Consider the following 12,428-nt stretch of genomic DNA (forward strand, 5'->3'; position numbering starts at 1 on the left):
CGGGCCAGAAGTGCCCGACAGGTGCGCATTCTGTTGCCGCTTCGGCACCAATCCATGTCGAGGGCGTCGGCGCGTTCGCCGATCTCGACTCGCTGGAACGACCGGACGATCCTGCACGATGCCCGGCTCGCCAGGTGGTCGAACGTGAACGCCCCCGGCTACGCGCAGGCCATCGCGCAACTCCACGAGACGCCCGGCGGCGCGATGGCGAGCGCAGCGGGAAGGCGCGCGGTTCGCTACAGCGCGATGATCGTGTCGCCGCACGGCGCACCCGCGTGTTCCCCGAGCATCGCCCTGAGATCGCGTTCGATCGTGCCGCACAGCGTTGAAATGGGCACGTCGTTCGCGCCGCCCTCGAACGGGTTCTCGGTGCTCTCGCCGACCTGGTCGAGCGAGGTGTACATCCACGACACCGCGACACTGCACGGCACCACCAGCCAGACCATGTAGCCGTGCATGAAACCGCTCACGCCGTCGTTCAGCCGGTTGAATTCGTTCAGCAGACCGAACGGCAAGGACAGGCAAAAGAATCGGACGAACAGCGAGCTGACGGTCGCGTACTGGCGCGGATACGGGAAATTCTTGAAACGCTCCGCGCGCGACTGGAGGTCGGTGAAATCCCCGATCGTCTTGTGCAGGTCCATGTAGAAGCTCGTTTCGAGGCGGCCGGCCGTGTGCAGCATCGTGAGCGTGCGGCGTTGCAGGCCCAGCACGAACGTCGTGATCGACGCGGACGCGCACGCCTGTGCCGCTTCGGACGGCGACAGGTATGCCGGGAGCAGCTCCCGGATGTCCTTTTCCCACTCCGGAACGCGATAGAACCGGCGGTATTCCGCGTTGTAGCGCTTGTTCGTGCTTTCCCAGACGCGCGGGCGGCGCAAGTCGTAGCGCAGCGCGGTGAGCCAGGCGAGGTGGCGATAGACCAGGGTTCGCGCGATCTCTTCGTCGCCGACGAAGTCCTGCACGATTTGGCCCCAGCGACGGCTCTTGCCCAGGATGCCGGTCCAGATGTCCAGCGCGTCCGCGGCGCGGTTGTACGTCTGGACATTCTTGAAGCCGACGATGAACGACGTCGCGGTGCCGAGGAGCGCCACGATCGTCAGCGGGATCGACAAGCACCTGACCGAAAAGAACGTGTACAGGACGACCGGGACGGTCCCGAAAACGAGGAGCTCGTAAACTTTCCAGCGCGTCCAGATCAGGAATTCCGCCAGCTTGTAGGATTTTCCGAGATGCATGTCTTTGGCCTCATCGAGGACTCAGCGTGTCGCGAAACGCGCAGCGGGGGCGGCCAGGCGGCACGAGGCGACGGCGGCGAAGGCAGGGGCGCACCGCGCGGCGGCGCCCGACGCGTGTCGGGTCAGTCGACGACGGTCACGACATTCACGGCGCCTTGCCTGGCCATCTTGGCGTACGGGCACAGGCGCTCCGCGGCGCGAACCCGCTCCTCGGCGATGCTTCGCTCGACGCCGCGCATCCGGACACGAACCTCGAAGATCAACGCATGACCGCCGTCCATCGGATCACGGCCGAACGAAACCCGGACCTCCACGTCGGTCTCGGCCGGCGCCGTGCCGGCGCGTTGCTCGAGCAGGTTCAGCGCGCCGTGAAAGCACGCGGCGTAGCCGGCGGCGAGCAGCTGTTCGGGATTGGTGCCGCCGCCCGGGCCGCCGAGTTCGGCGGGCAAGCGCAGATCGAGGGCGAGGCTGCCGTCGTCGGATCGAACGACGCCCGACGCGCGGCCGTGTCCCGTCTCGCCGCCGGTCACGGTGACGCTCGTCGTATAGAGCGGCTGAAACGCCTCGCCCCGATACCGGTCGAGGAGGGAAAGCGCAGGGGCCTTGAGCTTCTTGTCGTCCATGATGCGTGCTCGAGTTCGGCGCCGCTTCGATTCCCGGTCAGTCGTGCGTCGAAGCTGTTGCGAACGGGGGCGGCGCGGCCCCGGGCAGATATCGTTGCCAGGGACGCGTGGCGCGAACGATCGCACGAGCCATGCGGCGATCTTCCGGTGCGGCACGATCCCTGGCGGGCTTACGGGAAAACGGCTCCATGCTAGAGGAGCACGATCGGCGGCGGTATGGCCGTCCCGGGCGAATCAATGTTTCCCTTCGGGCACCAATCGGGATCGTGACGCGGCGCCCGGCCGTTGCGCGCCGCGCGTCAGCGGTCCAGGCAGGCGCGCAGCGTTCGCGCGTGACGTTGCGCTTCGTCCGCGTCGACGATGTTCGCGAACCCGATGACGAGGCCGCGCGGCGTTTGCCGCGTGTGGCTGTTCGTGTACCAGATCGACAGCGGCAGGACCGCGAGGCCGGCGTCGCGCGCGCGGGCTGCGACGGCGACGTCGTCGACCGGTCCGTCGGGCCCGTCGGTGAACTGCACCGCGAACTGGATGCCGCCCGCCGGCAATTCGACGATCAGCCGCTCGCCGAACGCCTGCCGCAGCGCGTGCACGATCAGCATGCGGCGCTCGACGTACAGCGCGCGCATCCGCTTCAGGTGCCGCGCAAAATGACCCTGTTCGATGAAATCGGCGAGGGCGGCCTGCAGGAGGGGCGGCGAACCGGCGTTCATGCTGCATGCCACGCGCTCGACCCGCTCCACCGCGCGCTCGGGCACGACCGCGTAGGCGAGCCGCAGGCCGGGATACATCGCCTTGCTGAAGGTGCTGCAATAAATCACGTGATCGCGTCGATCGAGGCTCTTCAACGCCGGCAGCGGGCGGCCGAGATAACGAAACTCGCTGTCGTAGTCGTCCTCGATGATCCACCCCGACGTCCTGGCGGCCCAGTCCAGCAGCGCGATGCGGCGGGACAGCGACAGCGTATGCCCGAGCGGGCTCTGATGCGACGGCGTCACCAGGGCGAAGCGGGCTTGCGGGTCCAGTTGCATGCCGCGCGCGACGTCGATCCCTTCGTCGTCCACCGGCACGGGGACGAGTTGCACGCCGGTCTCGGACAGGAAGCCGCGGGCGAGCAGATAGCCGGGATCCTCGAACCACACGCGATCGTTCGCCCGGGCGAGGCTGCGCAGCATGAGTTCCAGCGTGGCGCGGTAGCCGCCGGTGACGAAGACCTGGTCCGGCACGCAGGTGACGCCGCGCGACAGCGTCAGATAGGTGGCGATGTGTTCGCGCAGCGGCCGGTAGCCGGCCGGATTCGGATAGCCGAGCAGCGCGCGTTCGCCACTGCGCGCGCGCAGCGACACGAGCCGGTGCCAGACCTTGCGCGGAAACGCGTCGAGCGCCGGGAGCCCGGGTTGCAGCGGGCTCGGCTCGCCGCTCAGCGCGACGGCGATCGGCTGTGGGCGCCGCGGCGGCAGGATGTCGGCGGGCGGGATCGACGGGGCCGGCGGCGCCGACGCCCGAGGCGGGCCCGCCTGTTCGCCGGGCCGGTTCGTCGGTGCGCCGGTGCGCGGCGGCGACGTGCGGGTCAGCGAGATCGGCAGGGACGGCGAGACGAACGTGCCTGCCGCGCCGCGCATTTGCAGATAGCCCTCGTCGACCAGGATCGTGTACGCCTGTTCGACGGTGCCGCGCGCCGTGTTCAGTTGCGTCGCCAGGCCGCGCAGCGCGGGTACGCGGTCGCCGGGGCGCAGGTGGCCGGCGGCGATCGCGGCCCTGAACCGCTCGCAGATCTGCAGATAGAGCGGCAACTGGTGCTGCCGGTCGATTTCGATGGTCAGCGGAAGGGTGGGCGTGGACATCACGGCCTCTCTGGTAATGAGCGCAGGGACAGGATCGGATCCCGCTTGGACTAGTCCGATCGCCGATTCTTGGCACTGATGGATAGGACATGATTCTTCCACAATTGCGTCACGCGATGCGACGGTCGTGACCGCCTTCTCCCGATCCGGCGCCTGTCATGCCCTGTCGCATTCCAGTCAAATCCATTCGTCAGGAGATTGTGCGATGAAGATCGTTGTCATCGGTGGTTCGGGCCTGATCGGCTCGCGTGTCGTCACGTTGCTCGCCGAAGCGGGTCATCAGGCGCTGGCCGCCTCGCCGCGCACCGGCGTCAATACCGTCACGGGAGAGGGGCTGACCGATGCATTGACGGACGCGGATGTCGTGGTGGACGTGACGAACGCGCCGTCGTGGGAGCCGCAGGCGGTACTGGACTTCTTCCGCACATCGGCACGCAATCTCGGCAAGGCTGAAGTGGCCGCGGGCGTGCGCCATCACGTCGCGCTGTCGATCGTCGGCTGCGACCGGATGCCGGAGAACGGCTATTTCCTGGCCAAGGTCGCGCAGGAACAGGCGATCGAAGCGGCGGGCGTGCCGTACACGATCGTGCGCGCGACGCAATTCATGGAATTCATCGGCGGCATCGCGGACTTCAGCACGCAGGACGGCACGGTCCGCATCGGCGACGGCCTGTTTCAGCCGATCGCCGCGGAAGACGTGTCGGCGCTCGTCGCGCAGATCGCGCTCGCCGTGCCGCAGAACGGCACGGTCGAGATCGCGGGCCCGGATCGCGCGCCGTTCGCGGAGATCGTCGCGCGCTACCTGAAGTCGGTCGGCGATCCGCGCGCGGTGGTGACCGATCGCGAGGCCCGCTACTACGGCGGCCGCGTCGAGGAAACCTCGCTGGTGCCGCTCGGGAATGCGCGACTCGGCCGCATCGGCCTCGACCAGTGGCTGGCACGAGGCTGATTCGCGTTCGCACGTGTGACGGTTCGCGGGCACCCGCGGAGAGCGGGCAATCGGGATGATTGGCATGGGGGCAGCGGGAAATGAATCATTCGGAACCATCGGAGTACAGCGTGCGGCGCGACCTGACCGGTCGTGCCGATGCCCTGTCGGCGAGCTTTGGTGCGAGCTATGCGGGCATCCTGGCATTCGTTGCCGTGGCGAGCGAGGGAAGCTTCACCAAGGCCGCCGAACGGCTCGGCGTCGGGCGGCCGGCCGTGAGCCGGAACGTCCAGAAGCTGGAGGCCCAGCTGAGCACGCGGCTGTTCCAGCGGACCACGCGCACGACCGAGCTGACGTGCGAGGGCCGGCGATTCTTCGAGAACTGCCATCAGGGCGTGGCGCAGATCGTGGAAGCCATGAACGACATGCTCGAGTTGCGGCAGGGGCCGCCGCGCGGCCTCATTCGCATCAGCTCGGCCGTGGGATTCGGCAGGAAGGTCGTGGCGCCGCTGCTGGCAAAATTCGCGGACGCGTACCCGGACATCGTCATCGACCTGCTGCTCGACGACCGGCCGATCGACCTGGTGTCCGAGCGGATCGACGTGTCGTTCCGCAACGGGCGCATCGAGGATTCCAGCATCATCGCCCGCCAGTTGATTCCGATGCAGATGGCGCTCTGCGCGGCGCCGTCGTACGTGGCGAGGCACGGGCTGCCGCAGAGCCTGGAAGACCTCGACCGGCACGCGTGCATCAATTTCAGGTTCGCGAGCGGACGCCTGTTCGAATGGGAGTTCAATGTCGACGGCCGCCCGCGGAAGTACCTGCCGACCTCGCGCCTCACGTTCAACGACACGGACCTGGTATTGCGCGCGGTGCTGAACGGAGCGGGGATCGCGCAGATGGCCGGCTACCAGATTCGCGACCATCTCGCGTCGAACGAACTCGTCGTCGCGCTGGCGAAGCATGTGCCGGATGACCGCGGCCATTACATCTGCTATCTGAGCCGGCAACACCTGCCGACGCGCATCCGCATCTTCGTCGATTTCATGACCGAGCAGATTCGCGCGCTCGACCTGAACTGCATGACGCAGTTCAACCGGGATCTCACGGTTGCTTCATCGACGGGACTGGCTGCTTGACGAATTCGTGAACGAAGACGTCGGCGAATCGGTCGGCATCGCACTCGGGTGATCGAATGACAATCCGGAAGCATTCGGAATGCGAACGGAATGATGACCCCTGGCGAGAGAAATGCGGCGGATGAAGTCAAGGCCAGCCGTGTGATTAGCGCAGGTCCTGTGTAATCGGTCCACGCCCCGTCGCGATATTCGACAACGAGCGCCAAAGGGCAAAACCACCTGCCGAATGATCGCTATCGGATTTTTAAATGAAATGGCGATTTATTCAATATCCGGATTTAAATATGGATAAAAGCAGGTCGGAATGGAAAACGATTCAGGTGTTTGATTAAAATTAAAAAGCTATCCATGCGGGACGTTTATTTTTCCGATTTTTGTGGATAAGGTTCGGTTCGGTGAAAGTGATTTGTCAGAAAGCGTGGCGATGAATCATCGCTTGCCGTGGCTTCATCTGGCTGCCGCTTTTGCCGATCCGTGTGCGCGACGACGCGTCGACAGGCATCCCTGCCCGGGATCTTGCGGCAGGCGCGATGCGCGCATATCCGTTCCGATATCCATGGCATGAGGGCTCATGAACAAGATCATCCGCAGATATGCTGCTTCCGTGATGTCACGCTCGCTGACCGGCGTGGCACTGCTGGTCGCGGCGGCCGGTGCTCACGCGCACGGCCGTTTGACCGAACCGCCTTCGCGCATCGTGCTGTGCACGCAAGGGCAGAATCCGGACTGTCACGTCGACGCGTGGCACGCGAACGCGATGGAGAACGGCAAGTTCTTCCCGGCGACGCAAAGCGGCCTGTCCGATCCGTTCGCGCCGGCCGACGCGAAGAATGCCGCACCGCCGCCGGACGGCGAAATCGCCGGCGCCAGCACGAATGGCCCGCTGCCCGTGCTGAACGAGCAGTCGCCGAGCCGCTGGCAGAAGATCCCGCTGCGGCCGGGCGCGTTGCAGAATTTCAAATGGGAATTCAGCGCCGTGCACAAGACGCGTCGCTGGAACTACTTCATTACACGCGCCGACTGGAACCCGTCGGAAAAGCTGACGCGCGCGCAGTTCGAGCCCACGCCGTTCTGCACGATCCAGAATCCCGGCCAGCCTTACTGGGATCCGAACGCGAACCTGGTGCCGCAGCAGCCGACCATTCATCAATGCCGGTTGCCGATGCGTAGCGGTTACCACGTGATCCTCGCGGTCTGGGAAGTCGCGGATACGGCGATGGCGTTCTATCAGGTCGTCGACGCGACGTTCACCAATGGCGATTCGACACGCAGTCCGTTCTGATACGGCTGCGACATGGCGCGCCCGGCGATGGCCGGGGCGTCATGGAGTGAAGAACGCCTGACACGGACGCGGTTGACGGCACCGGCACGCCAACCTGCTATCCGGCGACCACCCGGTTGCGACCTTGATGCTTCGCGCGGTACAGGCGTTCGTCCGCCTTGCGCAGGATCGCGTCGATCGTCTCGCCGTCCCGGCCGAATTCGGAGGCGCCGACGCTGACGGTGACCTTGACCGGTTCGCCGACGCCGGCTTCGAACGGCGCGTCCGCGATTGCCGCGCGGATGCGCTCGCCGATCGACCGGGCGGTGTCCAGCGCGGCTTGCGGCAGCAACACCATGAATTCCTCTCCGCCCATCCGCGCCACGCCATCGTACGGACGGATCGCATCGGCGCATTTGTCGACGAAGCGTTGCAACACCTGATCGCCCGCCTGATGGCCGTAACTGTCGTTGATCGCCTTGAAGTGGTCGAGATCGAGCGCGAGCAGCGAGAACGGCGCGCCATGGCGCTTTGCGCGGTTGATTTCCGCCTGGACGCTTTCGATGAATTGCCGCCGGTTGGTCGCGCCCGTGAGCGGGTCCGTGGCCGCCAGGTGCTCGAGTTTTTCGTTGGTCCGTTGAAGTGCCTGCAGCGCGTGCTCCGTTCTCGCCATCGCTTCCCTCAACCGGGCAAACAATTCTTCCTGGCTGTAGATCTTCGAAAACGAACGGGTCGTTTGAAAGGCCTGCACCACGCCGAAACTGAGCAGGAAGAAGCCGGCCGCGAAAATCGCATGCGCGAGCCACCACATGTGATTCCACGGCCGCCCGAGGATGAACGCGAGCGAGGAGAGCGCGAACGCGGTGACCGAAATGCCGTAGATCGTCATCAGCGGCGAGCGGATGCGGCGCATGACCAGCGCGATGACGTTCACGGCCGAAAGCAGCAATGCGCCGCCCTCCATCGACAGGCGTACCCACGGGTGGCCGGCCACCGGCGAGTAGGCGATCACGGCGACCGCGACGTCGACGAGCCCGAACAGGGCGAGCCACGGTAACCAGATGCGGGGATTGGCGCGGGTTGTCGCGCTGTCGGCCTTGTGACTGTAGGTAAGCTGCCCGACGAGGATCAGGATCGACATGGTCAGGCGCGACGCCGGTCCGTACAGCAGGAACAGCCAGATATTGTGATGCGCCATGCCGGTGAACGCGCCGTGCAACGCGTAGATGACGGAAAAGCCCAGAAAGCCCAGCGTCAACCAGCGCAGCAACGGCTCGCCCGACAGGCGATAGCAGCGCCAGCAGACATATGTGACGAACGCGCCTTCGAGCGTGGCGGCCGCGATCGCCAGTTCGTGAAAGGCGTGATTCTCGAATCTCAGCGACGGATCCTGGAAGAAAGACAGGTAGGCGATCAGATAGCCAGGCGCCAGCGCGAAGCCGACCAGCAGGAGTCTCGCGTACACCCGGGTGACCAGTTCGGCGGTGCGGGTCGACGCTTGGGTGGCGACATTGACGGTCATGTTCGGCCTCCGGGTTCGGTGGATGAATCAAGGGTGGGAACGGCAACGTCACGTCATCGCGGGTCGGTCGTCAAAACGATGAGGCAAAAGCATGTCATCTGAATTTCGCCGATTCAAACAATCGGCCAAATGGCTGCGAGATATCTGTTTGAATTATCGAATGGCGACAATTGCAATATGGCAATGTGATCGCCTGAATATTTTCGGGTTTCGATATGAATGGAAATAATCGGTTCCAGGGTTGCTGACTGAGAATTATGTAGTATAACAAAACGAAGTGAGGGCGCCGGATTGAAGCTTTACTACATTGGCCACCATGCGGCAGACCCCCCATCTCGGGCCGGCGTGACGATTTAACGATACCGCTTGCATCACGTTGTCGGGGACATCCGGTTCTGAACGAAAGTGGTGGATGACATGCTTCATTAACATCGACCGAAGTCGTGGCGTTTTTCGTCGTTGATATAAAAAGCAGAATCAGTATAGAAATTTTTCATCGAATGGCAATTTGTAAGGTTGATTTCTTTTGAATTCGACCTGGGCGGAGCTTTGTCAATCGAAAAGGGGAAACCATGAACCAAATCGGAATGGAGGGCATGAAAATGAAGAACGACAAAACCGGATTCATGAAGCGATCGACCGTGAGGGGCGCGCTGGCGCTTCTGCTGGCAGGGGCGTCTTTCGGCGCCGGCGCCGCCGCGGCGGCGGGGACGAGCACCGGCACGGCGCCGGCATTCGTCTATAGCCCGTACAAGGACGCGACGATTTCGATGAACTGGAACACGAACGTCATCTCGACGAACGTCACCGGACAGATGAGCCCGGTGCTGTCGGTGCTGCCAACCGGTGTCCGTACGCTGACGCTCGCGTTCGCGACCGGTGAATGCGGCAGCGAGAACTGGGCGGGCGTCGACGGCGGCGCGATGGCGGCCGCCAATGTGCCGCTTTTCACCGCGGCCAATGTGAATTACGTGATTTCCACCGGCGGCGCGGCCGGCATGTTCACGTGCGGGACGGATGCGGGCATGGCGGCCTTCATCGATCGCTATGCATCGAACAACCTGATCGGAATCGATTTCGATATCGAGGGCGGGCAGACGCAACAGGTGATCAACGATCTCGTCCGGCGCGTGGCCGTCGCCCAGCAGAAATATCCCGGCCTGCGTTTCAGCTTCACGCTGGCGACACTGGCCCCTTCCCAGCAGGGCGCGACCACGGCCAGCTCGTGGGGCGCCAGCGCCCCCGACAGCTTCAACGTGTATGGCGACTGGGTCATGCAGGCGATTCAGGCGGCCGGCCTGAAGAACTACACCATCGACCTGATGACGATGGACTACGGGTCGGCCGGGGCGGGGAACTGCGTGGTCGCGAACGGCACCTGCCAGATGGGGCAGTCGGCGATCCAGGCGGCGATGAACCTGCACGATCACTGGGGCGTACCGTACAGCCAGATCGAGCTGACGCCGATGATCGGCGGCAACGATGTGGTCGGCGAGACCTTTACGCCGGCGGATGCGGACACCGTTGCGCAGTTCGTGAATCAGAATGGTCTCGCGGGCGTCCACTTCTGGTCGTTCGACCGTGACGTCGATTGTCCGCCCGGCGCCGCATCGTCGACGTGCAATTCGATCGGCGGTGTCGGTACGCTCGGTTATACGAACCGGTTTGCCAACGGCCTGGCGCCCGGCCGGTGAACGAAGCCGCGCCACGGAGGGGACCATGCGGGCCGTCTGCATCAGCAGCATTGCGATGGCGTTTCCCGTGGTCTCCGATTTCCGCGACCGGCAACCGGACGCCGCTGTCGTCGAGGGCTGGGCCGCCGGCGCGCGACGGATGCGCTCGCCCAGGCGGTGGGTCAGCGTCCGCCCTGGGACGACGCGCCACGCTTGTCGAAGAAGTGCCCCATCAGTTCGAGCAGCGGCCGGCGTCGCTTGGTCACGGCGAATGCCCACTCGTGGGTCTGGCGCGGCGCCTCGGCCGTCGAGACTGCATCGAGAAGCCGTTGTGCGCGAGGCAGGTCGTACCACGGCAACCATGGGTACGCATGATGAGCGACGTGAAGGTTGAAATTCAGGATCACCCAGCGTGACCAGACGGGAACGTTGGCGCAGCTGTGCGACACCACGTCCTGCTCCCAGAGCGGCGGGCGTGCCGCGCCGTCGGCCAGCAGCGGGATCTCGGCGTGATGCGGAAGGTTGAGCAGTTCGACGGCCATCAGCAACACGATCCACAGGATCGTCGAGAACGCGATGAGGCTGCCGAGCACGCCCGCACGATATGCCAGCGCGCCGACCGCCGCATAACCGGCCAGGTAGATCGCGCTGAATGCGATCTCGGTATTCGATTTCGCGCGATGCGCAGGCGTGTCGCGTTGCAGGAACGGTGCGATCCAGTGGCTGAGGAAATGATTGAACGCCATCATCGGGATCCAGTGCCGCCAGATGAATTCGAGCGTACGCGCGCCGCGTTCCGTCATCACGGAAAACTTCTGGATCATCTTGCGATTCTCCGGATCCCGTGTCGGGTGCGCGGTCCACGCGTGATGGCCCAGATGCGTTCTGCGCCGCGGCAGGTACGGCAACCCGATGATCCATCCGCAGAGATGGCCGATGGCCTCGTTGCAGGCGCGCGTACGCGATGCGGCGTTGTGCAGTGCCTCGTGCATGATCAGGTAGAGGTGAATCAGCGCGAGCGTGGCGAGGACGAGCGCGGCGATGCGTCCGGGCCCGCCGGCGAGCCAAAGCACCCACGCAGCGGCAAGCAATGCGACATCGGCGAACCAGAGCGCGAGCGTCAGGTGTCCCGTGGGTCCGTTCGGCAATGTCGCCTTGACCGAGCGCCATTCGTCTTGGGTCATGTGCTACCTCGATTGAGTGGATTGATTGGGGCGCGGCGCGTGGCCGGCGCGGATCTCAGGTGGACAGGATGCGTTGGCCGATCTCGCGGTAGGCTGCATCGAGCACGTCGATGTGTGCGTCGAGTCCGTTCTTGCTCGCGAAGCCGTTGTCTCGCCGGGCGAGCAGCAGGCAGTCGTAGCGCGCGCCGCGGCTCCAGTGCCACGCCGGCAAATAGGCCGTGATCCGGAATCCGGCTTCGAGCATCGCCTTGACCAGGGTCAGCTTGTCGGCGAGCACGATCGCGCCGACATAGGTCGTCGTGCCGCGCCGTTTCAGGAAACGCAGCAGGTCGCCCGTGACGTCGCGCTCGGTCATGAACGGGCCGCCTGCATGCTGGCAGAGATAGATCGCATCGGCCCGCTCGTCGACACGAAACGTGAAGTCATCGGAACACTCGTCCCCATGCCCCCAGAAACAGGTATCGGGATACGGTGCCGGCGTACCGGCGACACCGAGCGGTTCGAGGATCGCGCTGCGCAGGATCTCGGACTCGCGGAAGATCGGGGAGAGCGGCAGGCAATGCCTGAAGCGCGGCGAGCGGAATTTCTCGAGCGCGATGACGTGATGTTCACGCACGCCATGCGCGCTGTCGGGTGACCCGTCGTGTCCGACCACGACGCCATCGAGATGACGCAGCAACGCACGCAGCGCGATATCGGTGCGGGCAATCGCGAATGCCAGGTCGTGATCCGCGGCCGGAATCGTGTCGATCGCGGATTGCATCAGCGCCGACAGGACGCCCAGGTGACGATGGTGCGGGGAAATCATCGCGCGGCCGTATTCCCACGAACGATTCTGCGCGTTGTAGCTGACGCTCATGCAACCGATCGTGGCTTGCGTCTCCTCTTCGGCGACAAACCACAGTTCCGATTTGTTCGAGACGGCGTGCCTCACATAGCCCGCATCGAGACAGGGGTGTGACGAGTCGCCGTATTCCCGTTCGAACAGCGCGCAGATTCCCGACGTGTCCGACACCGTT

General features: G+C 64.7%; 10 protein-coding genes. 4 read left to right on the forward strand and 6 right to left on the reverse strand.

Going from position 1 to position 12,428, the window contains the following annotated elements; genetic code table 11:
- Positions 1-236 precede the first annotated feature (236 nt).
- The 3 genes from CFB50_RS36340 to pdxR form a co-directional block, all read right to left on the reverse strand.
- Complete coding sequence (locus tag CFB50_RS36340; protein ID WP_089449225.1) at positions 237-1,238, reverse strand: bestrophin family protein; 1,002 nt, start codon at positions 1,236-1,238, stop codon at positions 237-239.
- A gap of 122 nt (positions 1,239-1,360) precedes the next feature.
- Positions 1,361-1,861 (reverse strand): Ohr family peroxiredoxin, encoded by a 501-nt coding sequence (locus CFB50_RS36345; RefSeq protein WP_089449226.1) that lies wholly within the window; start codon positions 1,859-1,861, stop codon positions 1,361-1,363.
- A gap of 299 nt (positions 1,862-2,160) precedes the next feature.
- Positions 2,161-3,702: a MocR-like pyridoxine biosynthesis transcription factor PdxR gene (gene pdxR / locus CFB50_RS36350; RefSeq protein WP_069250095.1), complete on the reverse strand. Its 1,542-nt coding sequence runs from the start codon at positions 3,700-3,702 to the stop codon at positions 2,161-2,163.
- Between the two features lie 205 nt (positions 3,703-3,907).
- On the opposite strand from pdxR, the gene CFB50_RS36355 reads away from it, so the two are divergent.
- From CFB50_RS36355 to CFB50_RS36365, 3 genes are all read left to right on the forward strand, one after another.
- A complete protein-coding gene (locus CFB50_RS36355; RefSeq protein ID WP_089449227.1) occupies positions 3,908-4,651 on the forward strand; it encodes an SDR family oxidoreductase in 744 nt (247 codons plus the stop codon).
- A gap of 80 nt (positions 4,652-4,731) precedes the next feature.
- Positions 4,732-5,769: a LysR family transcriptional regulator gene (locus tag CFB50_RS36360; protein ID WP_089449228.1), complete on the forward strand. Its 1,038-nt coding sequence runs from the start codon at positions 4,732-4,734 to the stop codon at positions 5,767-5,769.
- 607 nt (positions 5,770-6,376) lie between these two features.
- On the forward strand, positions 6,377-7,051 hold the full coding sequence (locus CFB50_RS36365) for a lytic polysaccharide monooxygenase (protein WP_089449550.1): 675 nt from the start codon (positions 6,377-6,379) through the stop codon (positions 7,049-7,051).
- Positions 7,052-7,148: 97 nt separating this feature from the next.
- Here CFB50_RS36365 and CFB50_RS36370 read toward each other — a convergent pair whose 3' ends face one another.
- Positions 7,149-8,552, reverse strand: a complete 1,404-nt coding sequence (locus CFB50_RS36370) for a GGDEF domain-containing protein (RefSeq protein WP_089449229.1) — start codon at positions 8,550-8,552, stop codon at positions 7,149-7,151.
- 602 nt (positions 8,553-9,154) lie between these two features.
- Here CFB50_RS36370 and CFB50_RS36375 point away from each other — a divergent pair.
- The gene (locus tag CFB50_RS36375; protein WP_089449551.1) at positions 9,155-10,246 is read left to right on the forward strand and encodes a glycosyl hydrolase; all 1,092 of its coding nucleotides are present in this window, start codon (positions 9,155-9,157) and stop codon (positions 10,244-10,246) included.
- Positions 10,247-10,407: 161 nt separating this feature from the next.
- Here CFB50_RS36375 and CFB50_RS36380 read toward each other — a convergent pair whose 3' ends face one another.
- Complete coding sequence (locus CFB50_RS36380) at positions 10,408-11,409, reverse strand: fatty acid desaturase family protein (protein ID WP_089449230.1); 1,002 nt, start codon at positions 11,407-11,409, stop codon at positions 10,408-10,410.
- Between the two features lie 55 nt (positions 11,410-11,464).
- Complete coding sequence (locus CFB50_RS36385; protein WP_373452995.1) at positions 11,465-12,424, reverse strand: GNAT family N-acetyltransferase; 960 nt, start codon at positions 12,422-12,424, stop codon at positions 11,465-11,467.
- Positions 12,425-12,428 lie beyond the last annotated feature (4 nt).

It is taken from the genome of Burkholderia sp. AU33423 (genome assembly GCF_002223135.1).
GTDB classification, from domain to species: Bacteria; Pseudomonadota; Gammaproteobacteria; order Burkholderiales; family Burkholderiaceae; genus Burkholderia; species Burkholderia lata_D.

Excerpts from the sequence above, each read along its gene's own strand:
- CFB50_RS36360 (WP_089449228.1), top strand. The coding sequence starts at position 4,732 with ATGAATCATTCGGAACCATCGGAGTACAGCGTGCGGCGCGACCTGACC.
- CFB50_RS36375 (WP_089449551.1), top strand. The coding sequence starts at position 9,155 with ATGAAGAACGACAAAACCGGATTCATGAAGCGATCGACCGTGAGGGGC.
- CFB50_RS36340 (WP_089449225.1), bottom strand. The coding sequence starts at position 1,238 with ATGCATCTCGGAAAATCCTACAAGCTGGCGGAATTCCTGATCTGGACG.
- CFB50_RS36370 (WP_089449229.1), bottom strand. The coding sequence starts at position 8,552 with ATGACCGTCAATGTCGCCACCCAAGCGTCGACCCGCACCGCCGAACTG.
- pdxR (WP_069250095.1), bottom strand. The coding sequence starts at position 3,702 with ATGTCCACGCCCACCCTTCCGCTGACCATCGAAATCGACCGGCAGCAC.
- CFB50_RS36365 (WP_089449550.1), top strand. The coding sequence starts at position 6,377 with ATGTCACGCTCGCTGACCGGCGTGGCACTGCTGGTCGCGGCGGCCGGT.
- CFB50_RS36345 (WP_089449226.1), bottom strand. The coding sequence starts at position 1,861 with ATGGACGACAAGAAGCTCAAGGCCCCTGCGCTTTCCCTCCTCGACCGG.
- CFB50_RS36355 (WP_089449227.1), top strand. The coding sequence starts at position 3,908 with ATGAAGATCGTTGTCATCGGTGGTTCGGGCCTGATCGGCTCGCGTGTC.
- CFB50_RS36380 (WP_089449230.1), bottom strand. The coding sequence starts at position 11,409 with ATGACCCAAGACGAATGGCGCTCGGTCAAGGCGACATTGCCGAACGGA.